The 23,053-nt window shown below is 72.1% G+C and carries 19 protein-coding genes and 1 pseudogene; 5 read left to right on the top strand and 15 right to left on the bottom strand.

Features of this window, described 5'->3' with window-relative positions:
• The first annotated feature begins 383 nt into the window (after positions 1-383).
• Positions 384-1,949 (top strand): glutamine-hydrolyzing GMP synthase, encoded by a 1,566-nt coding sequence (gene guaA / locus DZF91_RS09265; protein WP_207661885.1) that lies wholly within the window; start codon positions 384-386, stop codon positions 1,947-1,949.
• 631 nt (positions 1,950-2,580) lie between these two features.
• On the opposite strand, the gene DZF91_RS09260 is transcribed toward guaA, so the two are convergent.
• Positions 2,581-3,123 (bottom strand): carboxymuconolactone decarboxylase family protein, encoded by a 543-nt coding sequence (locus DZF91_RS09260; protein WP_117357062.1) that lies wholly within the window; start codon positions 3,121-3,123, stop codon positions 2,581-2,583.
• 124 nt (positions 3,124-3,247) lie between these two features.
• A complete protein-coding gene (locus DZF91_RS09255; protein WP_117357059.1) occupies positions 3,248-3,808 on the bottom strand; it encodes a peroxiredoxin in 561 nt (186 codons plus the stop codon).
• Positions 3,809-3,989: 181 nt separating this feature from the next.
• Between DZF91_RS09255 and DZF91_RS09250 the strand changes: the two genes are divergently transcribed.
• Positions 3,990-4,916, top strand: a complete 927-nt coding sequence (locus DZF91_RS09250) for a hydrogen peroxide-inducible genes activator (RefSeq protein ID WP_117357058.1) — start codon at positions 3,990-3,992, stop codon at positions 4,914-4,916.
• Between the two features lie 502 nt (positions 4,917-5,418).
• Positions 5,419-9,039, top strand: a complete 3,621-nt coding sequence (locus DZF91_RS09245) for a bifunctional glycosyltransferase/CDP-glycerol:glycerophosphate glycerophosphotransferase (RefSeq protein WP_117357057.1) — start codon at positions 5,419-5,421, stop codon at positions 9,037-9,039.
• Between the two features lie 24 nt (positions 9,040-9,063).
• Here DZF91_RS09245 and DZF91_RS09240 read toward each other — a convergent pair whose 3' ends face one another.
• From DZF91_RS09240 to DZF91_RS09205, 8 genes are all read right to left on the bottom strand, one after another.
• Positions 9,064-9,798 carry a class I SAM-dependent methyltransferase gene (locus DZF91_RS09240; RefSeq protein ID WP_117357056.1) on the bottom strand — a complete coding sequence of 245 codons (735 nt, stop codon included), beginning with the start codon at positions 9,796-9,798 and terminating at the stop codon, positions 9,064-9,066.
• Between the two features lie 123 nt (positions 9,799-9,921).
• Positions 9,922-10,902, bottom strand: a complete 981-nt coding sequence (locus DZF91_RS09235; RefSeq protein WP_117357055.1) for an SRPBCC domain-containing protein — start codon at positions 10,900-10,902, stop codon at positions 9,922-9,924.
• Between the two features lie 124 nt (positions 10,903-11,026).
• Positions 11,027-11,890, bottom strand: coding sequence for an FAD binding domain-containing protein (locus DZF91_RS09230; RefSeq protein WP_117357054.1), 864 nt, complete (start codon positions 11,888-11,890; stop codon positions 11,027-11,029).
• Entirely contained in the window at positions 11,887-14,238 is a 2,352-nt protein-coding gene (locus DZF91_RS09225; protein WP_117357053.1) for a xanthine dehydrogenase family protein molybdopterin-binding subunit, read from the bottom strand. Before DZF91_RS09225 ends, DZF91_RS09230 begins: the two co-directional genes overlap by 4 nt.
• Positions 14,235-14,720 carry a (2Fe-2S)-binding protein gene (locus DZF91_RS09220; RefSeq protein ID WP_117357052.1) on the bottom strand — a complete coding sequence of 162 codons (486 nt, stop codon included), beginning with the start codon at positions 14,718-14,720 and terminating at the stop codon, positions 14,235-14,237. The genes DZF91_RS09225 and DZF91_RS09220 overlap by 4 nt, the downstream gene beginning before the upstream one ends.
• A 165-nt stretch (positions 14,721-14,885) precedes the next feature.
• The gene (locus DZF91_RS09215; protein ID WP_199486515.1) at positions 14,886-15,521 is read right to left on the bottom strand and encodes a Type 1 glutamine amidotransferase-like domain-containing protein; all 636 of its coding nucleotides are present in this window, start codon (positions 15,519-15,521) and stop codon (positions 14,886-14,888) included.
• On the bottom strand, positions 15,518-16,228 hold the full coding sequence (locus tag DZF91_RS09210; RefSeq protein WP_147341072.1) for an alpha/beta hydrolase: 711 nt from the start codon (positions 16,226-16,228) through the stop codon (positions 15,518-15,520). The genes DZF91_RS09215 and DZF91_RS09210 overlap by 4 nt, the downstream gene beginning before the upstream one ends.
• Before the next feature lie 70 nt (positions 16,229-16,298).
• Entirely contained in the window at positions 16,299-17,273 is a 975-nt protein-coding gene (locus DZF91_RS09205; RefSeq protein WP_117357049.1) for a helix-turn-helix transcriptional regulator, read from the bottom strand.
• Positions 17,274-17,573: 300 nt separating this feature from the next.
• Between DZF91_RS09205 and DZF91_RS09200 the strand changes: the two are divergent.
• Positions 17,574-18,104: pseudogene (locus tag DZF91_RS09200) on the top strand (alpha/beta fold hydrolase); the annotation flags it as partial.
• Between the two features lie 22 nt (positions 18,105-18,126).
• Here DZF91_RS09200 and DZF91_RS09195 read toward each other — a convergent pair.
• The 4 genes from DZF91_RS09195 to DZF91_RS09180 all read right to left on the bottom strand — a co-directional run bounded on the left by DZF91_RS09195 (position 18,127) and on the right by DZF91_RS09180 (position 20,496).
• Positions 18,127-18,810, bottom strand: a complete 684-nt coding sequence (locus DZF91_RS09195; protein ID WP_147341071.1) for a DUF6082 family protein — start codon at positions 18,808-18,810, stop codon at positions 18,127-18,129.
• Between the two features lie 80 nt (positions 18,811-18,890).
• Positions 18,891-19,484, bottom strand: a complete 594-nt coding sequence (locus tag DZF91_RS09190) for a DUF6879 family protein (protein WP_328589151.1) — start codon at positions 19,482-19,484, stop codon at positions 18,891-18,893.
• The gene (locus tag DZF91_RS09185) at positions 19,477-19,746 is read right to left on the bottom strand and encodes a hypothetical protein (RefSeq protein WP_117357046.1); all 270 of its coding nucleotides are present in this window, start codon (positions 19,744-19,746) and stop codon (positions 19,477-19,479) included. The genes DZF91_RS09190 and DZF91_RS09185 overlap by 8 nt, the downstream gene beginning before the upstream one ends.
• Before the next feature lie 222 nt (positions 19,747-19,968).
• On the bottom strand, positions 19,969-20,496 hold the full coding sequence (locus DZF91_RS09180) for an NUDIX hydrolase (RefSeq protein ID WP_117357045.1): 528 nt from the start codon (positions 20,494-20,496) through the stop codon (positions 19,969-19,971).
• 411 nt (positions 20,497-20,907) lie between these two features.
• Here DZF91_RS09180 and DZF91_RS09175 point away from each other — a divergent pair, with 411 nt between their 5' ends.
• A complete protein-coding gene (locus DZF91_RS09175) occupies positions 20,908-22,026 on the top strand; it encodes a methyltransferase domain-containing protein (RefSeq protein WP_117357061.1) in 1,119 nt (372 codons plus the stop codon).
• A 6-nt stretch (positions 22,027-22,032) separates the two neighbouring features.
• On the opposite strand, the gene DZF91_RS09170 is transcribed toward DZF91_RS09175, so the two are convergent.
• Positions 22,033-22,980 (bottom strand): helix-turn-helix transcriptional regulator, encoded by a 948-nt coding sequence (locus DZF91_RS09170; protein WP_117357044.1) that lies wholly within the window; start codon positions 22,978-22,980, stop codon positions 22,033-22,035.
• Positions 22,981-23,053 lie beyond the last annotated feature (73 nt).

Below are 23,053 nucleotides of genomic sequence, written 5' to 3'. Positions count from 1 at the left end.
GGGGGCGGCGTGGGGGGCGGTGGGGCAGGTGGAGCGGCCGGAGGCGACGGGGCGACGGGAGGTGGGGGGTGCCTGGTGGGGAGGGAGGGAGAGAGCCGCGGGATGGGAAGGGAGGGAGAGGACCGAGGCGGCGGCGAGCATGACTGAGGCGAGCAGCGGCTTCACGGATCTCCTTGGCGGGGCGGCGGGGACGGCCACGGTGCGTTGTCAACACGTATCAGAGGGTGGCCGGGTGTGCCCGTACCCCGCGCGATTGGGTGCCGTCCGTTACCGGACAGGCTCGCAGCGTGGCGGGCGCCACCCCGGGGCGGGGCATCGGCGCAGGCAGACGGCCCCTAAACTGGAAGACCTCCGCCTCGTCCGTACCGCGAAAGGCGCTGTTGGTGGCCGTAGACCAGTCCTTTGACACCGTTCTCGTCGTCGATTTCGGCGCGCAGTACGCGCAGCTGATCGCGCGACGCGTCCGCGAGTGTCACGTGTTCTCCGAGATCGTTCCGTCGACCATGCCGGCGGCGGAGATGCTCGCGAAGAAGCCGAAGGCGATCATCCTGTCCGGCGGCCCGGCCTCGGTCTACGAGGAAGGGGCCCCGGCCGCGCCGGAGGGCCTGTTCGAGATCGGCGTCCCGACCCTGGGCATCTGCTACGGCCACCAGGTGATGGCGCAGGCGCTCGGCGGCGTCGTGGCGAACTCGGAGGTCGCCGAGTACGGCGGCGCCGAGATCGCGGTGACCACGCCCGGCATGCTGTTCGAGGGCATGCCCGCCCGGCAGGCCGTGTGGATGTCGCACCGCGACTTCGTGTCGGCCGCGCCCGAGGGCTTCACGGTCACGGCGGCCACCGACGTCACCCCGGTCGCGGGCATGGAGGACCGGGAGCGCGGCTTCTACGGCGTCCAGTTCCACCCCGAGGTGCTGCACACCGAGCACGGGATGGAGGTGCTCCGCCGGTTCCTGTACGAGGGCGCGGGGTGCCGTCCCGCCTGGACCATGGTCAACATCGCCGACGAGGCGATCGAGGAGATCCGCGCCCAGGTCGGGGACAAGCGGGCGATCTGCGGGCTGTCCGGCGGCGTGGACTCGGCGGTCGCGGCTGCGCTCGTGCAGCGCGCCATCGGCTCCCAGCTGACCTGCGTGTTCGTCGACCACGGGCTGCTGCGCAAGGGCGAGCCCGAGCAGGTCGAGAAGGACTTCGTCGCCGCCACCGGCGTGAACCTGCACGTCGTGAACGCCCAGGACCGGTTCCTGGACGCGCTGGAGGGCGTCACCGACCCCGAGACCAAGCGGAAGATCATCGGCCGCGAGTTCATCCGGGTGTTCGAGGAGGCCGCGCGGGAGATCGTCGGCTCCTCGGCCGAGGAGGTCGAGTTCCTCGTCCAGGGCACCCTGTACCCGGACGTGGTGGAGTCGGGCGGCGGCACCGGCGCGGCCAACATCAAGTCCCACCACAACGTCGGCGGCCTGCCGGAGGACCTCCAGTTCACCCTGGTCGAGCCGCTGCGCACGCTGTTCAAGGACGAGGTCCGCGCGCTGGGCGAGCAGCTCGGCCTGCCCGCCGAGATCGTCTGGCGGCAGCCGTTCCCCGGCCCCGGCCTCGGCATCCGGATCATCGGCGCGGTGAACCGCGAGCGGCTGGAGATCCTCCGCGACGCGGACGCGATCGCCCGCGAGGAGCTGACCCGCGCCGGCCTCGACCGCGAGATCTGGCAGTTCCCGGTGGTGCTGCTCGCCGACGTCCGCTCGGTGGGCGTCCAGGGCGACGGCCGCACCTACGGCCACCCGATCGTGCTGCGCCCGGTGACCAGCGAGGACGCCATGACGGCCGACTGGGCCCGGCTTCCCTACGAGGTCCTGTCGAAGATCTCCACGCGCATCACCAACGAGGTCCGCGAGGTCAACCGCGTGGTCGTGGACGTGACCAGCAAGCCCCCGGGCACCATCGAGTGGGAGTGACCCCCGAGCGCTGAGCCCCGACCCGACAGGGCGCCAGGGGCGGCGGCCCGCAACCACGCCGCGGCCCCTCACGACCGGCTCACCCGAAGACCCCGGACCTCCCGTCCGGGGTCTTCGCGCATCCAGGGCGAGTGAGGGGACACGCTGAGGCTCCCCGCGGGAGCAATGCGACCTTGAAACCAAGCGGCCTGCCACGCAAACCTGCGGCTTCTTGCAGCGAGGGTCTACGCGCGGCGAGGGCATGCGCGCGGCGAGGGCCTTGCCGTGCGGCTCCGGGGGTCTTGCCGCGCGGCCCCGGGAGGCTTGCGGCGCGGCCCCGGGTCTTGCGGCGCGGCCCGGGAGGCTTGCGGCGCGGCCCAGGGAGGCTTGCGGCGCGGCCCGGGGCCTTGTGGCGTGGGCGCCGGGATGTGGTCATGCCGTCTGAGGCGCAGGAATGCGGCCTTGGGCTGGGGTGTCGTCGGGCGGGGTGGGTGCGGGGCTTCGGGCGTTCAGGAGGGAGGGCGGACGTGCGAGAGCCCGGCACGGAGGCTTCTCCGGGCCGGGCTCTCGCAAAGTGGAGTGCGGTGTTCTTCCGGCAGAAGGACATCACCTTCTTCTGCCGGACGCGCGCGTGTCACACGGTGGGCGCGTCTCAGACGGTGGCGGGGGCCAGCGCCTCCTCGCCCTCCAGGGTGAGGGCGGCGGCGTGCACGACGGCGGCGATCTTCAGCGCCTCCTGGATCTGCTCGCGCGGCATGCCCGCGTCGCGCAGCACCTTCTCGTGCGAGTCCAGGCACTGGCCGCAGCCGTTGACGGCCGAGACGGCGAGGCACCACAGCTCGAAGTCGACCTTCTCGACGCCCGGCTTGCCGATGACGTTCATCCGCAGGCCCGCGCGGAGCGTCCCGTAGGTGTCGTCGCTCAGCAGGTGCGTGGCGCGGTAGTAGACGTTGTTCATCGCCATGATCGACGCGGCGGCCTTGGCCGCGTCGAACGCCTCGGCGGACAGGTAGTCGGCGGCGTCCTCGGCCAGCTCGCGCACGACCCGGGCGTTGCGGCTGGCGAGGGCGGAGGCGAGGACCGTGCCCCAGAGCTGCTGCTCGGTGAGCGAGGAGGTGGTCGTCACCGAGCCCAGGTTCAGCTTGGTGTCCTTGGCGTAGTCGGGGAGGGCGGACTTCAGCGCGTCGACGCTCATGTCGGGTTCCTTTCGGGGACGGCAGCGGCCGGCCGCGGTCGTTCCGCGACCGGCCGCCTCCTCGGGTGCCGCGACGTCCGCGGCGGTGCCGCGGGTCACGCGGCGGGGTGGTTCAGGCGTGCGCTCAGGCGTCCGCGCCGGCCATCAGCTTGGCGGCGTCGAGGGTGGCCTCGCCCTTGTTCCAGTTGCAGGGGCACAGCTCGTCGCTCTGCAGGGCGTCGAGGACCCGCAGGACCTCCTTGACGTTCCGGCCGACCGAGCCCGCGGTGACCATCGAGAACTGGATCTCGTTGTTCGGGTCGACGATGAAGGTGGCGCGCTGGGCGACACCGTCCGGGGTGAGGATGCCGAGGGCGGAGGTGAGCTCGCGGTTCAGGTCCGACAGCATCGGGAACGGCAGCTCGCGCAGGTCCGGGTGGTCCTTGCGCCACGCGAAGTGGACGAACTCGTTGTCGACGGAGGCGCCGAGCACCTGGGCGTCGCGGTCGGCGAACTCCTCGTTGAGCCGGCCGAACTCGGCGATCTCGGTCGGACAGATGAAGGTGAAGTCCTTCGGCCAGAAGAACACCACGCGCCACTTGCCCTCGTAGGTCTTGTGGTTGATCGTCTCGAAGGCGTTGTCCGCGTCCAGCGAGACGCAGGCGGTCAGCTCGTACTCGGGGAACTGGTCTCCGACGGTAAGCACGCAAGGCTCCTTTGGTTTGCGACTCCGAAGGACGGGCCCACGCGCGGCGGCGGGACACGTCCGGGCAGGTCAGCGCGCGGGGGAGCCGGTCCGGCCGGGCCCCCCGCCGACCGACGTCATCCAGGGTGCACCAGGTACGGTGAAAAGAGAAATCGGATCAGTGGGGTTCGAGTGATAGGAGTTGGCTATCAGCCGTCCGACCGTCGCCCAGCTGCGCGCGTTCCTGGCGCTCGCGGAGTACCTGCACTTCCGGGACGCCGCCGCGGCGCTCCGGATGAGCCAGCCCGCCCTGTCCGGAGCGGTGGCCGCGCTGGAGGAGACGCTCAACACCCGGCTGGTGGAGCGTACGACACGGCGTGTCCTGCTGACACCCGCCGGTGAGCGGGTCGCGCGGCGCGCCGAGACCGTGCTGGCCGAGCTCGACCGCCTGGTGGAGGACGTCGAGGCGGTGCGCGGGCCGCTGGTCGGGCCGCTGCGGCTGGGCGTGATCCCGACCGTCGCGCCCTATCTCCTGCCGGTCGTCCTGCCGCACCTGGCCGAGCGCTTCCCCGAGCTCGAACTGTCGGTGCACGAGGAGCAGACCGGCGAGATCACCGCCGAACTGCTCGCCGGACGGCTGGACGTCATCCTGCTCGCGCTGCCCGCCCCGGCGTCCGGGGTGACGGAACTCACCCTCTACGACGAGGACTTCGCGCTCGTCGCGCCCGCCGGCGCGGACCTGCCTCCGGTGGTCGAGCGCGGGACGCTGAACGACCTGGACGTGATCCTGCTGAACGAGGGCCACTGCCTGCGCGACCAGGCGCTGGACGTCTGCCGTGAGGTCGGCGCGCGCGCCGGGTCGGCGACGTACGCGACGAGCCTGTCCACGCTCGTCCAGCTCGTCGCGGGAGGCCTGGGCGTGACGCTCGTGCCGGAGACGGCGCTGGAGGTCGAGACCCGGCGTGCCGTGGGACTGGAGGAGCGCCGCTTCGCCGCTCCCGCGCCGTCCCGGCAGATCGGGCTGGGGTTCCGGTCCACGTCCCCGCGCGCGGAGGACTTCGAGGCGCTCGCGGACGCGCTCCGCGACGCCGTGGCCAAGGAGTGGCCGGGCCTGCGGACGGCCGCCTGACCTCACCGCCTCGGGGGACTTGAGGCGGCTTACCGGCTTCGGGACGTGAGAGTCCGCTCTCCTCGGTGGCGAGTTCTCCAAGAGCGGGTCAAGTCTGGGTCAGGGGCCGTCCTGGCAATGACGATCCGGGCCGGACTCGTCACCAAGTGTGACCATCCTGGAGTCCATGTCCCCGAAGCTCAGCGTCGCCGTCCCGTCCCGCCCTGGTGAGGGCCGCCCGGACGCACTCCCGGCCGCTCCGGCGGTGGGGCTGCGGCGACTCGGGGGCGCCGGAGCCAACACCGTTACCGTCCGCTGAGTTGCGTGCGATGGTCCATGCGCCGTGTCTTGTTGCGCCGCGATGCCGTCCCGCCTTACCTGTGACGACCACCGGGCATTCCGCGACCACCGCGCCTCGGGCGACCACCGCACATGCGAGGGCCGCCGCGCCGGTGACGACCGCCGCACCGGTGACGACCGCCGTGCCCGACGTCCTCTGGTCCGCCTCACCCTGGAGCGTCCCGTGACACCGAAGATCAGCATCGTCGTCCCCTTCTACGACGTCGAGGACTACCTGGAGGAGTGCCTGGTCTCGCTGGCCCGGCAGACGCTCGACGACATCGAGGTCGTCATGGTGGACGACGGGTCGCCCGACAACTGCGCGGTGATCGCGAAGGCGTTCGCCGCCCGCGATCCGCGGTTCCGGCTCGTCCAGCAGGAGAACCAGGGCCTCGGGCCGGCGCGCGACACCGGCGTCCGGCACGCGACCGGCGAGTACCTGGCATTCGTGGACAGCGACGACGTGGTGGCCCGGTACGCCTACGAGCTGATGACGCAGAGCCTGGACCGCACCGGCTCCGACATGGCCTGCGGCAACGTCCGCCGCTTCGACGGGGCGCGGACGTGGCAGTGCTGGGCGCACCGGGAGCCGTGCGAGCGGAGCGTCGAGCGGACGCACGTGTCCCGGCAGCACAGCCTCATGCAGGACCGGATGGTCTGGAACAAGGTCTTCCGCCGCTCGTTCTGGGACCGGCACGAGCTGAGCTTCCCCGGCATCCTCTACGAGGACTCGCCGGTCATGGTCGCCGCGCACGTCCTGGCGTCCTCGGTGGACGTGTTCTCCCAGCCCGTCTACTACTGGCGGGAACGCCGGGGATCGATCACCAAGCGGAAGGCGGAGCTGGCGAACCTGGAGGACCGCATGACGTCGGTCCGGATGGTCCACGAGTTCCTGGACGGCCACGACCCGCGCCTCAAGGCCGCCTACGACCGGTACGCGCTGGACGTGGACCTCGGCGTCCTCACCGAGAACCTGCTGCTCGCGACCGACGACGAGCGCGAGCGCATCCTGGACCTCGGCGCCGGCTGCCTGAGGGACGCCGCGCCCGCCGCCCGCGCGTTGCTGCCGATGCGCAAGCGCCTCCGGCTGCACCTGCTGGAACGCCGGATGGTCCCGGAGCTGCTGGAGGTCATGCGGTTCGAGAAGAACGGCGACCGGCACGCGGAGACCGTCCGGCGCGGGCGGTTCCGGCACCGCTGGTACCTGCGCTACCCGTACTTCGGGGACGAGGCGCGCGGCATCCCGGACGAGATGTACGACATCACCGCCGAGCTGCGGCTCTGGGCCTTCGTGGACGACGTGCGCTGGCAGGAGGACGGGCGGCTGCGCATCGACGGGCACGCCCACTTCTCGCGCATCGCGGCCGACTCCCCGCGCGCGCAGCGGATTCGGGTCTGGCTGCAGGAGCGGGGCGGCCGGCGGCGGATCGACCTGCGGGTCGAGCGGGTCGTCCGGCCGGACGTGACCGCGCAGTCCGGGCAGTCGGCGGTGAGCTACGACCACTCGGGCTTCACCGTGGTCGTCGATCCGGCCGAGCTCAGGGTCGGGCGCTGGCGCAGCCGCACCTGGGACCTGCACATCGGCGTGGACGCCCAGGGCAGGCACGGCGAGCAGCGCGCCGGGTCGCCCCGGCTGCCGCGCGCGGGCTGGGCGCCCGCGCGGCGGGTCGCCGAGCACGTCAAGATCCTTCCGTGCGCCGACCCGGAAGGGTTCCTCCTCCAGGTGAAGCGCGAGCGCGCCCTCGTCCTCGCCCACGGAACGACGCCCGAACCCGGGACCGCCGGTGGCCACGCGGCCGCCACCGCCGCGCGCCCCGGAGGCGACGCGTCCGTGCTCACGCCCGGCCAGGGGCGCGTGTTGCGGCTCGAAGGGTGGACGAACGCGGACCTCGGGACGGCCCCGGTCGTCCAGGCGCGGCGGCAGTACGGGCAGGGGCAGGTGGAGAGGCCCGCCCGCGACGTCCGCCCGGCGGACGGCGGGCTGCGGTTCACCGTCGAGCTGCCCCTGGACGAGCTGCTGTCCGACCCGTGCGCCGAGGACCGGGTGGCCCGCGCGACCCGCATCGGCGACGGCGTGAGCTGGGAGTTCCGGCTGTGCGGGGCCGACAGGCCGGTCCGGCTGGCGTTCGCCGACGGGGTGGGCGAGGCGCGCTACGCGATCGGGACGCAGGACTTCGCGCTCACCCGGACGCGGTACGGCAACCTGCGGGGCGTCGAGCGGTTCCGGCGCCCGGTGGTCACCGGCGTCCGGTGGGCGGACCGCGACCGGCTCGTGCTCACCGGCGAGATGTCGCCCGGACCCGTCCCGGACGAGCTGATCGTCCGGCGCAGGCGGTCGAGCGAGGAGTACCGCGTGCCGCTGACCTGGGACGGCCGCGTGTTCCGGGCGGAGCTGACCCCCGCGCGGATGCCGCTGTTCGGGACCCTGCTCCCGCTCGGCAGCGGCCTGTGGGACCTGGTCGTCGGCTCCGAGGTCGGCGAGACCATGGTCGTGGTCGAGCGCTCGGCGATCGCCGGACTCCCGGACCCGAGGGTCCTCGGGCCGCACGAGGTGGCGCTCGGGCTGCACCAGGGCGACGCGCTGGCGCTCAACATCCGGACGGCGCTGCCCGACGACGTGCGCGGCCCCTACGCGCAGCGGCGCATCCAGGAGGACGAGTACCCGCGGATGCGCGAGCTCCCCCTCCGTGACCTGGCCGTCTTCGACTCCTACGAGGGCGCCCAGTACTCCTGCAGCCCGCGTGCGGTCTTCGAGGAGCTGCGGCGCAGGCGTCCGGACATCGAGTGCGTGTGGGTGACCCGCGACGGGCGGTTCGAGGTTCCGGAAGGGGCCCGTGCCGTGCTGATGGAGAGCCGCGAGCACTACGAGGCTCTGGCGCGGGCGCGCTGGATCGTCGGGAACTACGGCCAGTTGCCGTGGTTCGTCAAGCGCGAGGGCCAGACCTACCTGCAGACCTGGCACGGGACGCCGCTGAAGAAGCTCGCCCACGACCTGCGCGACATGCCGTACAAGCGGACCGAGACGCTGGAGTGGATGGAGCGCGAGGTCCCGCGCTGGGACGTGCTGATCTCGCCGAACCCGTTCACCACCCCGATCATGCGCCGCGCGTTCCGGTACGACGGCGAGATCCTGGAGAGCGGGTATCCGCGCAACGACATCCTGACCGCGCCGGGCGCCGCGTCCGTCGGACGGCGCGTCCGGGAACGGCTCGGCGTGCCGGACGGCAGGAGGGTCGTGCTGTACGCGCCGACGTGGCGGGACGACCACCACCTCGCGCCCGGCCGCCGCGCGTTCTCCCTGGAACTCGACCTGGCGCTGCTGCGCGAACGGCTCGGCGACGACCACGTCGTGCTCGTCCGCGCGCACTACCTGATCACCGACCGGTCGTGGTCGGACTCCGACGGGTTCGTCATCGACGTGTCCCGGTACGGCGAGATCGCCGAACTGTACCTCGCGGCGGACGTCCTGGTCACCGACTACTCGTCGGCGATGTTCGACTTCGCGGTGATGGGCCGTCCGATGGTCTTCTACGCCTACGACCTGGAGAGCTACCGCGACACCGTCCGGGGCTTCTACCTCGACTTCGAGGCCGAGGCGCCCGGGCCGGTCGTGCGGACGTCCGCGGAGGTCGCCGCGGCCCTGGAGGACATCGAGGCCGCCTGCGCTCCGTACGCCGACGCGTACACGGCCTTCCGCGCCAGGTACTGCCCGTACGACGACGGCCGCGCCGCCGGACGCGCCGTGGACCGCCTGCTCAGCACCCCGGCGAGGAAGGCCGGGGTTTCGGAGGGCTCCGGCGCCTGACGGCGCTGGGCTGCGGCCTGGCGCTCATTGCCCGGCGGCGGGCGGCTCCCGGTCGTCCGCCGGACGGTGCGCGCGGGCGATCAGCGTCGTGCCGGACAGCGACCGCACCGGCAGCAGGTCCTCGGCCTGGACGATCCAGCCGAGGAGCCGGTCGGCGGCCGGGCGGCGCTGCCGGGTCTCCCAGCCCGTGACCTGGTGGCGGCGCAGGCGGGCGAGCGGCCGGAGCAGCACGTTCCAGTTCCACAGCCGGTCGATGGCCAGGCCCGCGCCGGCGAGCAGCGCGCAGAACATGTCCCGCGTGTACCGGCGGACGTGGCCGCAGGCCAGGTCGTGGGCCGACCACAGCCGCATGTCCTGCGGGACCGCGATCAGAGCCGTGCCGCCGGGACGCAGCACCCGCGCGATCTCGGCGGCGGCGCGGTGGTCGTCCTCCACGCGCGCGAGCAGGTCGAACGCGACCGCGAGGTCGAACGCGCCGGTCGGCAGCGGGAGGTAGCACGGGTCGCCCGCCACCGCCGCCACGCCGGACGCGCGGACGGCGGGCACGGCGGCCGGGTCTGTGACGAGCGCGGTGGTCCGCCAGCCGTGCCGGTGCAGGTGGAGCGCGTCGGCGCCGTCGGCGGAGCCGAGGTGCGCGGCCCGTCCGGGCGGGCCGAGCCGGTGCAGCTCGCGCGAGAGGATCGCGCGCCGCTCGCGGTACCACCAGGAGTCGCGGGGGAGCGCCGGGCCGTCCGGCCGTCCTTCGGTGAGGGTGTGCACACGCCAAGCCGACCGGAATCCGCCCGCGCACCGCCAATGTCCCCACCGGCACGCGGGCGATCATTGACCGTCCCTTGGTGTTCCGATCGTGATGCGTCTTGTCGCGCGCGAGCCGGTGGTGGGTCAGCGGCGGCGACGGCGGAGCACGTAGAGGATCGCCAGGAGGAACGCGACGGCTCCGGCGGCGGGGACCGCGCGCTTGACCAGGGACGGCCCGGCGACCTCCAGGAGGTCGATCGCGTCGTCCTCGCGGCGCGGGTGGATCCGCGTCACCGGCGCGGGCGCCGCATCCTGACCGTCTGCCGCGTCCTGACCGTCTGTCGTGTCCTGACCGTCTGCCGCGTCCTGACCGTCTGCCGTGCCCCGACCGCCTGCTGCGTGCTGCTCGTTCGCTTCGGGACGGCCGTTCGCCGTGCCGTGCTCGTCGGCCGCGTCCTGCGGGTGCGGGGCGTCGGTGGTCTCCGGGGAGAGCTGTTCGAGGGGGCTCACCGGGCGCGGACGCGGGACGGTCGGGACCGGAGGCTGCTCGGCACGCGCCTCGGCCGCGGACGTTCCGGGCTGCTCGCCGCCACCGCGCGGACGCGAGGTCTCGGCGGCCCGGCCTTCGGCGGCGCGGCTCTCGGCGGCGCGGTCCGCCGAGGCGGTCGCGTCGGACGCCTCGGACGCCTCCAGCTCCTCGGCGAGGGCCTTGGCGAACCGGTCGATGAGACGGCCGCCGACCTCGGACAGGATGTTCCGGCCGAACTGCGCCGGACGGCCCGTCACGTTCAGCTTGGTGCGGACGGTCACCCGCGTCGTGCCGTCCTCGTCGTGCAGCCTCGCCTGGACGGTGGCGTTGGCGGTGCCCGAGCCGCGCGCCTCCTTGCCGCGCGCGTCGATCGTGAGGGACCGGGAGCCCTCGTCCGCCACGACGATCCGCGCGACGCCGCGGTAGGTGATCGTCATCGCGCCGACCCGCACCCGGAGCCGTCCCTGGTACTCCTCGTCCGCGGCGGAGTCGAGGGTCGCGCCGGGCATGCACAGCGCGACGCGCTCCACGTCGAGCAGCACCGACCAGGCACGCTCCACCGGGACGGGGACGGTGAATTCGTGGTCGAGCTCCATGTTCTTCGGGTCCTTCTCTCGTCCGGGGGTCGACGTGACCCTACGTTCCTCCGGGCGTCGCCCGCCAACCGGGGGACGCGCGGCCGGGAGGGCGGGGCAGCCCGGCCGCGCGTCGCGGGTCCCGTCAGCGGGCGGTCGCGGCGGTGAGCGCGCGGCGGGTCAGGACGCGGGCCAGATGACTGCGGTACTCGGCGGATCCGTGCAGGTCGGACGGGGGTTCGGTGCCTTCGGCGGCATGGTCGGACGCCTCGCGCAGCGCGCCGTCCGAGAGGGTGCTCCCGGCGAGCCGCTCCTCGACGGCGGACGCGCGGACCGGCACCGGGCCCATGTTGGTGAGCCCGATCCTGACGTCCTCCACCGCGCCCTGGACGCGCCGCACCGCGCACGCGACGCCGACGATCGCCCACGCCTGCGCCGTCCGGTGGAACTTCTCGTAGCGGAAGCCCCAGCCCGGCCCGCCGGCCTTAGGGATGCGGACGCCGGTCAGCAGTTCGTCCGGTTCGAGCGCCGTGGTCATCCAGTCCGCGAAGAACTCGCGCGCCGGGATCTCGCGCTCGCCGCCGGACGCCGACCGCGCGAGGAGCACGGCGTCGAGCGCGAGCGCGACGGCGGGCAGGTCCCCGGCGGGGTCGGCGTGCGCGAGGGAGCCGCCGAACGTGCCGCGGTGCCGGACGGCCGGGTCGGCGACGGTCGCGGTCGCGGCGGCGACCAGCGGCGCGTGCTCGCGGACGAGCGGATCGCGCACCACCTGGTGGTGCGTCGCGGTCGCGCCGATCACGATCGCGTCGCCGTCGTCGCGGATCTCGCGCAGCTCCGCGATCCGGTCGAGGTCCACCAGGGCCTCGGGATAAGCGAGGCGCAGCCGCAGCAGCGGCATGAGCGACTGCCCGCCGGCCAGGACCTTGGCGTCCTCGCCCGCGTCCGCGAGCATCCGGACGGCCTCGTCCGGCGTCCGCGGACGGAGGTACTCGAAGGTCGGGGGGATCACCGGGCGCCTCCCTCGCGCAGCGCCGTCCAGACGCGTTCGGGTGTGCAGGGCATCGGGACGTCGCGGACGCCGTACGGGCGCAGCGCGTCCACGATCGCGTTCACCACGGCCGGGGTGGAGGCGATCGTGCCCGCCTCGCCCACGCCCTTCACTCCGAGGGGGTTCCCGGCGGCCGGGGTCTCGGTGCGGTCGGTGGTGAAGGACGGCAGGTCCGCCGCCGACGGCACGAGGTAGTCGGCCATCGTGGTCGTCGTGAGGTTGCCGTCCGCGTCGTACACGGCCTCCTCGTAGAGGGCCTGCGCGATGCCCTGGGCGAGTCCGCCGTGCACCTGCCCCTCCACGATGAGCGGGTTCACGACGTTGCCGACGTCGTCCACGGCCACGTACCTGCGGATCTTCGTGAAGCCGGTCTCGGTGTCGATCTCGACCGCGCACAGGTGGGTGCCGTGCGGGAACGAGAAGTTCTCCGGATCGTGGGTGACGTCGGAGTCGAGCGACGGTTCGACGCCGTCCGGCAGGTCGTGCGCGGCGAACGCGGCCTGCGTGACCTCCTGGATCGACAGGCCGGCCGCCTCGACGCCCCGGACGCTGAACCGGCCGCCGCCGAACTCCAGGTCGTCCTCGGACGCCTCCAGCATGTGCGCGGCGATCGTCCGCGCCTTGTCCACGACCTTGTCGCAGGCGCGGTAGAGCGCGACGCCGCCGACCGCGAGCGACCGCGACCCGTAGGTGTCCATGCCCTTGGGCGACACGGCGGTGTCGCCGTGCAGCACCCGCACGTCCTCGAACGGGACGCCGAGCCGGTCCGCCGCGATCTGCGCCCACGCGGTCTCGTGGCCCTGCCCGTGCGCGGACGACCCGGTGACGACCTCGACCTTCCCGGACGGCAGGAGCCGCACCGAGGCGTGCTCCCAGCCGCCCGCGCCGTACGACAGCGAGCCGAGCACCCGGGACGGCGCGAGCCCGCACATCTCGGTGTAGGTCGAGACGCCGATGCCGAGCTGCACCGGGTCGCGCCGCTCGCGCCGGTCGTGCTGCTCGGCGCGCAGCTTGTCGTACTCGAACAGCGCGAGCGCCTTCTCCGTCGCGGCCTCGTAGTTGCCCGTGTCGTAGGTGAGACCCGCGATCGTGTCGTAGGGGAACTCCTCGTGCGTGATCCAGTTGCGGCGGCGCACCTCGACCGGGTCCACGCCGATCTCGGCGGCCAGCTCGTCCATCAGCCGCTCGATCGCGAACGTCGCCTCGGGACGTCCCGCGCCCCGGTAGGCGTCGGTCGGCGTCTTGTTCGTGAACACGCCCGTGCAGGTGAAGGAGTAGGCGTCCATCTTGTAGATGCCGTTGAACATGAACGCCCCGAGCAGCGGGACGCCGGGCGTCACCAGCATCAGGTACGCGCCCATGTCCGCCAGCAGCTCGACCTTGAGGCCCCGGAGCGTCCCGTCGCGGTCGGCGGCGAGCGTCACCTTCTGGACCTGGTCGCGGCCGTGGTGGACGGCCATGTTGCCCTCGCTGCGCGACTCGGTCCACTTCACCGGGCGGCCGAGCCGCCGCGCGAGCAGCAGCGCGAGCACCTCCTCGCCGTACACCTGGAGCTTCGAGCCGAACCCGCCGCCGACGTCCGGCGCGACGACGCGGATGCGGTGCTCGGGGATCTCGGTGACCACCGCCAGCATCAGCCGCAGGATGTGCGGGATCTGCGTGGAGGAGTACAGCGTGAAGTCCATGTTCGGACCCGAGCCGTCCGGCTCGCAGAGGACCGCGCGCGGCTCCATCGCGGTCGGGATGAGCCGCTGCTGGACGAACCGGCGCTCCAGCAGCACGGGCGCGTCGCGCATCGCCGCGTCCAGGTCGCCCTGCTCGAACACCCACGTGTAGGACGCGTTCGTGCCGAGGTCGGAGTGGACGAGGTCCGCGCCGTCCTCGACGGCCCGCTCCATGTCGAGCACGACGGGCAGCGGCGAGTAGTCGACGTCGATGTCCTCCAGCGCGTCGGCCGCCGAGTACCGGTCGCGCGCGACCACGCACGCGACGGGCTCGCCCGCGTAGCGCACCTCGTCCACGGCCATCGGCGGGTGCGCGGGCAGCTTCATGTCCTCGGTGACCTGCCACGCGCAGGGCAGCGCGCCCTGCTCCTCGGCGAGGTCCTTCCCGGTGAGGACGGCGACGACGTTCGGCCGGCGCCTGGCCGCCTCGACGTCGACGCGGTCGATCCGGGCGTGCGCGTGCGGACTGCGCAGGTACGCGACGTGCAGCGTCCCGGCGGGGGTGAGGTTGTCGGTCCAGCGCGTCCGACCGGTGACCAGGCGCGCGTCCTCGGCGCGGGGCCTGGCGTGCCCGATCTCGGTCACGGCGCCACCTCGCCTGTACGCGCCTCGGCCGCCGCGCTCCGCACGGCCCGCACGATGTTCTGGTACCCCGTGCAGCGGCACAGGTTGCCCTCCAGGCCCTCCCGGACCTCCTCCTCGGACGGGTCGGGGTTGTCGCGCAGCAGGTCGAGCGACGCCATGATCATGCCCGGCGTGCAGTACCCGCACTGGAGCGCGTGCTCGCGGTGGAACGCCCGCTGCAGCGGATGGCCGGCGGACCCGTCCGGGCTCAGCCCCTCGACGGTCGTGACGGAGCGCCCGTCCGCCTGGACGGCCAGCACCGAGCAGCTCTTGACGCTCAGCCCGTCCAGCAGGACGGTGCACGCGCCGCAGTTGGCGGTGTCACAGCCGACCGGGGTGCCGACCTTCCCCAGCCGTTCGCGCAGATGGTGGACCAGCAGGACTCGCGGTTCGACGTCGTCCTCGTACGTCGCCCCGTCGACTTCGACACGGATTCGTGGCATGCGGCGTCACTCCCTCAGGACCGTGCGACTCCACGAACGTATGTCGCGCCGTCCTCGGGGGCCACCCCTTCTCGTGATCTGACTCACACGACCTGACTCGTCTCAGGGGCGACGCGCGGCGGCTCAGGCGACGCGGGGCGTCTCAGGGGCGACTCGGAGGGCGGCTCAGGGGACGACCGATGTCGCCGCGCCGTCCACCACGAGCACCTGACCGTCCTGGAGGGCCAGATGCGGGACGCCTTGCCGGCGGTAGTCGCGTGCGAGCCGGGTGAGGACGTCGGACTCGGGATGGCCGGGGGAGCCGACGTGCGGGACGAACGCGTGGTCGAGGACGCCAAGCCCGTCCCATACCGTCTCGGGGGCCGCGTGCGGGTCGTCGCACGCCTCCAGTCCGCGCAGGCTGGGCGCGAGGACGCAGGCCCCGGCGCTGTAACCGGCGTAGACGAGGGCGTCGTCGCCGACCAGCTTCGTCAGCAGGACGTCGGCTCCGCTGGCCGCCATGGCGTACCGGAGCGCGAACACGTTCCCGCCGCGCACCCAGACGGCCGGGAACCGGTCGAGTTCGTCCGCGAGGTCGTCCGTCGGCCCCGCGTACTCGCGGAGGTCGATCTCGGTCGCGTGGAACCCCAGCTCCGACAGCGCCGCGATCTCGCGTCGGACGCCTTCCCGCCGCGTCTCCTCGGGCTCCGCGTCCAGCGCGTCGGCGATGACGGCGATGTCGCGGTGCTCGCCGCACAGCGCGAGCAGCAGGTCCGGACGGTCGCCCGTCCGGAAGGAAGAGAGATAGAGACGCACGTTCATCCCAGAGTCTTCTTGAGGAACGCGTCGATGGCGGGACGCGCCTTGTGCTGGAGCATCACGAGCGAGTACCCGTGGTCGTCGCCGTCGAAGTACAGGCTCTCCGCCCCGCCGGGATGCCGTCCGACCAGCGCTTTCACGTCGCTCAGCGGCGCGCTCGGGTCGGATTTCGACTCCAGGAGCAGGACCGGCCCCCGATACGCCTCCGGTCCCGGCCGCTGCGGCCACACCTCGACCGGGCTGACCGCGATGACGCCGACCGGCGCGGGGCTGATCCCGCCCGCCTGGTCGACGACGAGCCCGCCTCCCGCGGACGCTCCCATGAGCACGACCTTGGCGGCGCCGTTCGCGCGCAGCACCCGCACCGCCGCCGGAAGCGACTTCGACCGGTCGTCCTCGTAGCTGACGACCGCGACCCGGTACCCGGCCTTGGCGAGCCGGTGCATCTCGTCCGTCCAGCTACAGGCGTTGCCGTCGATCTGCGGCGCGAGGACGATGCCCTTGGAACCGGAGCCGAGCAGCAGCACCTGGGTGTCTCCCGCCCAGACGGCGGTACCGTCCGAGTCGCCCGTCAGGCAGGTGGGACGGGCCGTCGAATGGACCTTCGGCGGCGTCGTCGCGGCGGTCGGCTCCCTACTTCCGGAACCCCCGCATCCCGCTGCGAGGAGAGCCGCGGCCACCATGACGCCCGCCGACCGGAAACCCCGCATGTCAGGCCCCTTCCCGCGACGATGCCCGGAATCATGACGGAAAGGGGGACGGCCGGACAAGGTCCGGTATTCACCGTGGTGGTTCTTCCGTGCCCTGCCGGGCGGCTGCCGCGAGGCGGTCGGCGAGGTCCTTGAGGGCTCCGCGCAGTTCGTCGGGGCTGTGGATGGTGAAGGGCCATTCCAGGGAGGCGAGCATGTGCGCCATGCCGTCCAGCCGCTCGGCCTGGACGCGCATCAGGACGCCGCCGGGCCGGTCGGCGAGGGTCACGGCCGCGCCGGCCAGCCGCCGGGCGATCGCGTCGAGCGGACCGTGGATCGTCACCTCGACCTGCCAGCGGTAGGACCCCTGGGCCAGTGTCGATGTCAGGTGGGCCACGGGGTCGAAGTCGTCGGGTGCCGTGAAGTGGCGGTCCCGGGGCGTCGGGGACGTGATGCGGTCGACGCGGAAGGTCCGCAGGCCGTCGCGCAGGTGGTCGTGGCCGACGACGTACCAGCGGCCGGTGTGGAACACCACGCCGTAGGGGTCGATGTCGCGCTCGGTGTGTTCGCGACGTCCGGACTCGTGGCTGATGCCGACCGTCCTGCGGTCGCGGGACGCCTGGGCGAGGGCGAGCAGGACGCTGGTCTCGGGGGCCTGCCCGGCCACGGCGTTGGCGGTGAACGACAGGGTCTCGCGCATGGCGGCGAGCGGTTCACGCAGGGCGTGCGGAAGCACCCGCTCGATCTTGACCAGGGCTCCGGCGCTGGCTGGCGCGGCCGTCCCCATGCCGAGGCGTTCCGCCGCGAGCAGGCCGAGGACGACGGCCAGGGCCTCGTCATTGGTGAGGACCAGGGGCGGCATCCGGTACCCGCGCGCCAGCCGGTAACCGCCGTACCGGCCGCGTTCGGCCTCCACGGGGATGCCCAGGTCGCGCAGGTGGGCGATGTAGCGGCGGACCGTCCGGACGTCGGTGTCCAGGCGGCGCGCCATCTCCGTGCCCGTGAGCCGGGCGTTCGCCTGGAGGAGCTCCAGCAGGGTCAGCACGCGCGTGAGGGGATGTGTCATGGGTCACTCGGCATTTCAGGGCGGGATCTGTCCTGTATCGACCTTACGCTCCCCTCAGAACCTCACTTCAGGGAGATCACATGGCCACCTTCGTACTCGTCCCCGGCGCCTGCCTCGGGGCGTGGGCCTGGGAAGACACCGCCCGCACGCTCCGGGACCAGGGCCACACCGCGCTGCCGCTGACCCTGACCGGCCTCGCCGAACGCGCCGACCAGGCGGACCCCGACACGGACCTGGACACCCACATCGCGGACATCACCGGCTTCATCGAGACGAAGGACCTGCGGGACGTCCGAGACGAAGGACCTGCGGGACGTCACGCTGGTCGCCCACAGCTACGCGGCGGCGCCGGTGACCGGCGCCGCCGCCCGCCTCGGCGACCGGCTGGAGCGCGTGGTCTACGTGGACAGCGCGCCGTTCTCCGCCGGAATGCGCATGCTGGACCTCATGCCCCCGCAGGCGGCGGACGAACTGCGGCAGGAGGTCACCGCGTCCGGCGACGGCTGGAAGCTGCCCGTCGAAGCGATGCTGAGCAGGTCGAGCAGCCTCGACGGCCTTGAGGACAAGATGGACACCCTGCGCGCCCGCGCCACCCCGCACCCGTTCGGCACCTACACCCAGCCCGTCTCCGAACCGGTCGAGCCCGCCGCCGACGTCGACCGCGTCCTGATCGCCTGCCGCGAGTTCACGGCCCTGCTGGACACCGGAATCCCGATGCTGGCCCACCTGAACCAGCCCCCGTGGCGCCGCTTCGACCTGCCGACCGGCCACTGGCCGATGCTGTCGTCCCCAAAGGCCCTCGCCACCGCCCTGAACACCGCCGCCTCCTGAAAACCACCTAACCCGCGTACCCTCACGCCTCATCTCTGCGGCCGACGAGCCGACGCCACACCGCGACCAGCACCGTCACCCCCGCAAGCACCGAACCAAGCAGCAACCAGGGCTTCGTTGCTGTCGCCTCCTCGGCGGGAAGCGGAGCAGGCGGAAGAGCGGGGTCACGCCGTGCGTGCTGGTACTCCTCGTCGAGGATCTGGTGGAAGCGCCGTTCCCGGCGTCCGTTGACCGCGCGTAGCCGCAGCTCGCGCCCTTCCGCCCAGAACCGCTGCCCCGGCTCCCCAGAGAGGAGGACGTGCGCGGTGGCGCGCAGATGCTGTTCGCTGATGTCCCGCAGACCCCAGCGCATCTGCCAGTTGGAGATGATCAGGTTGATGTACATGTGCTGGCGTTGCCGCTCCGAGTCGCCCGCGGCGAAGTACGGACCCCAGGCGCGCCGGTAGACCTCGTCCTCCATCGCCATGCGCAGCAGGTCGGTGTGGACGGCCCGCACCGCCTGCTCGCGGGTGGCCTTGGCCTCGCGCGCCTGGAGGACGAGCGAGACGCTGATGCCGATCAATGCCAGGACCGCCAGCAGCGCGGACGCGGCGCCGTAGGTCTGACCGATCCAGCTGAGCCGTTCCCAGTCGCCGAACCGCGGTGTCCAGGCACGCAGGGCGATGGGAGAGAAGGCGACCAGGCCCGCGGCCAGAGCGATCACCATGAGCAACAGCGTAGTCACGAAGGCCCGGTGAGTGGCGCGGCCTGCGAAAACGCGCCTGACCACCGGTCGGTTCCCCCGTCTCAGGCTTGCCCGGCGGGAGCCGGCAGCGCCGCGATCTCCCGGTCGAAGTAGGTCGCCAGCGGCTCGCCCGCGCCGTGGAGTTCGACGAGCTGCCGGTGGCAGGCGCGGATCACGCCCGGGTCGTCGTGGCGGCGCCCGCCCGAATGCGTGCCGTCCTCGTCGTAGAGGACCTCGTACATCACCGTGTCGCCGAGGAACACCAGCTCAGGGAGGAGGTGGTCGGCCTCCAGGTGGCTGACGTCCGATGCGTCCAAGACCCGGACGTCCTGGACGCCCGCTTCGGCTCGCACCTGGAGCACGTGCAGTTCCCACTGGAGGTAGGGGCTGATCGGCAGCTCGACGATCCGGAGCCGGTGGCTCTCACGTCCGCTCACCGTCGTCGCGGCGCGCTGCTCCGCGATCAACGCGAGCGCGCGGTCCCAGTCGCCGGTGCTCATCGCGACCCAACTGGGCTCGTCGGGCTCACGAAAACTCTGCCGCCGCTCCAGTTTCCAGAATGCGCCGTCGGTCCGTTCATGGTGCTCCCAGAAATCACTGAGATACCCCTGGGCATCCAATTCAACGGCAGGAAGACGCCGCACAAGATCAAGCATCGGGAATGTCAGGCTTGGCGGCGATCACCATGTTCCGTGGAATCACCACGAGGCGTTCGTTATAGCCGACCGAAACCCCTTCAGGTAGCCGTCCGGAGTACTGCTCGGTGAGGTCACGGCCGATCACCGCGACATCGCCATTGTCCAACTCCCAAATGTCGGGACAAGTCGGGTCCGCATTGGTGTCACCCAGCTCAAGTGCGGACTTGCCCAACCTGCGCCTGAAGCCGGCCGCCGGATCGGCCTCCCACGGTCGAGGCATAGCGAAATGTCCTTACCGTAGACGACGGGTGCCGAAAGAGTCTCACTCGTTCAGAGGGTGAGCAAGGCCCACGCACAATGCGTCACCGTCGCGTCCACTCTTTGTGTTGCGGAGCGGCCGGAACAAGGGGACGAGTCGCCGAATGCCGGACGCGTCCGAAACCAGCAATATGGATGGATGAAGGTCAGGCCGGGGTGCCGCGGGCGGCCAGGAGGTTGCAGATCATTGGGTCGTGCTGAGGGCGTACAGAAGTGCGGTGGCCGTGGTGCCGCTGGTGATTTCGCACTGTTCGATGAGGCCGGGGACGTCCGCCAGCGGCACCCACTCGATGCGTTCCGACTCCCAGCCGTCGGTGGGTGGGCCGGTGTACGTCGCGCCGTCGGCCTGGAACACGTGATGGGCGCTGTCGCTGATGCCCGGCGTCGGGTGGACGACCAGGAGCGGCCGGAGGGGATCGGACGGCCGCCATCCCGTCTCCTCCTCACACTCCCGGGCAGCCGCGACCGCTGCGGACTCACCGTCCTCGACCTGGCCGATCGGGATCTCCCAGCCCCACGTGTCGGTGATGAAGCGGTGCCGCCACAACAGCAGGGCGTGTCGCTGCTCGTCGATGACGACCACGCCGGCGCCGGGCGGCGTCCGGATCAAACGGTGGTCCAGTGTCCGGCCCCCGGCGTCCACTTCCGCGAGGCGGATGTCCAGCCAGCGGTCCCGGTACAACTGCTCCTCGGACTTGACCGTCCAGCGCACGCGTCCTCCCCAGCGATCGACATCGGACCACGTCCAAGCTAAGCGCCACGTCAGCCCCCCGCCGGGACCACCACCTCCCGGACGTGTCGTCCCACACGCAAGCACGGCAAGGGCTGCGACATCGCCACATTCCTGGGGACCGGGAAGCCGAGGATCTGACGGATAAGCCATGCCCCGCCGGTAGTTCCGTCGGGAGAATCGGACGCGCCCTTGCGCATCGAGCCCGGAGGCGGGCACTGCGCAGACGCGCGTGGTGGAGAGGAGTCCCGGGGTGGGCAAGCACGAGGACAAGAAGGAGAAGGACGGGCAGTGGGACAAGCCGATTCCTCCTCCGGAGAAAGGCGATCCCAAGGGTGGCGGCAAGCATGAGAAGGCAAGTAGGTGACCGATGCGGCAGAGCTGTCGTCCGGGATGGTCACCGAACTCGCCGAGGCCGGTGCCCTGACGCCGCAGTGGCGCCGCCCGTTCGAGACTGTTCCCCGGCACGTCTTCATCCCCGACACGGTGTGGGTCGAGGAGGGTGACCTCCTGGTCCCGGTGGACCGAGCCGACGACGAGGCCGCATGGCTGGAGCTCTGCTACGCCGACGAGTCGGTGATCACCCAGGTGGACGACGGCGCCCCGGCATTGGCCGGACGGGTCGGCCGGGAGATCACCAGTTCAGCGAGTCGTCCTTACGTGGTGGCGCGCATGTTGGCCGCGCTGGACGTCCAGCCGGGCATGTCGGTGCTGGAGATCGGCACCGGGACGGGATGGAACGCCGCGCTCCTCGCCGAACGGCTCGGCTCGGACAAGGTGGCCTCGGTCGAGGTCGATCCCGTGGTGGCCGCTCGCGCCCGTTGGGTGCTGGGGCAGGCCGGGTACGAGGTCACGGTCATGACCGGGGACGGCGCGCTGGGCTTTCCGGAACGCGCGCCCTTCGATCGAGTGATCGCCACTGTGGCGGCCGACCAGGTTCCCCATGCGTGGGCCGAGCAGACGAGGCCGGGCGGACGCGTCCTGGTGCCGTGGACCACCGACTTCCACAACGGCGCACTGGTGTCCTTCGTCGTCGCATCGGACGGCACGATGCGTGGCCGGATCATCGGGAATGTGGCGTTCATGCGGCTGCGCGACCAGCGTGGCAAGCGCGCTTCACTCAAGCGTCATGTACGCGATGTCCCGGACGCCCGGCGGTCGTTTACCGAGACGCATCCCTATTCGGTCCTCGGGGAGTACGACGCGTCGCTGGCGATCGGGTTGAAGGTGCCGCACTGCAAGCTGATCGTCACACACGAGGCCGATGGCGCGTACACGGTGTGGCTGGTCGATCCGTGGTCGGGTTCGTGGGCCTCCCTGGAACATCGGACGGACGCGGAGAAGTTCCCCGTCCGCCAGTCGGGGGACCGGAATCTGTGGAACGAGGTAGAGGCCGCCTACCGCTGGTGGGACGGTCTGGGGCGTCCCACCGCCGACCGCTGGGGCTTGACCGTCACGCCCGAAGGGCAGCACGTCTGGCTTGATACGGAGGACCGCCCGGTAAGTCGGTAGAACCGGTCATGCGATCTCGTTCGCGTCGGCTTGGGGGCCGTACAGCTTGGTGAGTTGGGCGGCCAGTTTCGCCAGTTCGTCCCGGACGGCCTGCGGGCCTTCGACGTGGACGAGGTCGCCCCAGCCTGCGAGGTGGCGGGCGATGTCGAGCGCGGTCGGGGCGGTGAGGGCGACGCGGACGCGCTCGCCGTGGCCGAGCACTTCGCAGTGGCGGCCGAAGCGGTCCTGGAGGACGCGCAGGTAGCGGGCTTCGATGGTCGCTGTGGCGGTGGTCGTCGCGCGGCGTGCTTCCATCGCGGTGACGACCTCGTCCCAGGCGGTCGCTAGGTCGAAGTCCGCGGGACGGTCGGCCGGGTCGTCCGTGACATGGGCGTCGGTGATGCGGTCCACGCGGAAGGTGCGCCGGCCGTCGGGGGTTGCGGCGATCAGGTACCAGGTGTCGTCCTTGTCCACGAGGCCGAGCGGTGAGATGACCCGTTCTCGTCCGGAGTAGGTGAGGCGGGTCTTGCGACGCCGCACCACCGCGTCCTCCAGCAGATCGACGAGGACGGGGCGCGGGCGGCGGTGTTCGCCCCAGCGGGCCGGGTCGATCACGACCGCGTCCGCTGCGGCCTCGGCGTCCTGCCGGAACGTCGCGGGCAGGGCGCGGACGAGCTTGCGCAGCGCGGCCTTGGCCTCCGGCGCGATCGCCGCTGCCGGGCCGAGCAGCAGGAACAATGCCCTGGCCTCGGACGCCTTGAGCCCGGACAGGTCGGTGCGGGCACCGCCGAGCAAAGCCCATCCGCCGCCGCGTCCCGCCTGCGGATAGACGGGGATGCCCGCCGCCGACAGGGCCTCCAGGTCGCGCCGGGCCGTGGCGACCGAGACCTCCAGTTCGGCGGCGACCTCCGCCGCCGTGACCCGGCCGCGCAACTGCATCAGCAGCAGGACGGCCACCAGACGATCCGCTCTCATGCCCCGAAGATGCCAGGAAAAGTGCTCATTTGGTGAGCACTTTGGCTGGAAATCTGGGTCTCACCCCCCCGGG

The sequence above is a fragment of the Actinomadura logoneensis genome (assembly GCF_003428695.1).
In the GTDB taxonomy this organism is placed as follows: Bacteria; Actinomycetota; Actinomycetes; order Streptosporangiales; family Streptosporangiaceae; genus Spirillospora; species Spirillospora logoneensis.
Note: the sequence above shows the minus strand (reverse complement) of the source record. Positions and strands in the feature narration are given on the sequence as shown.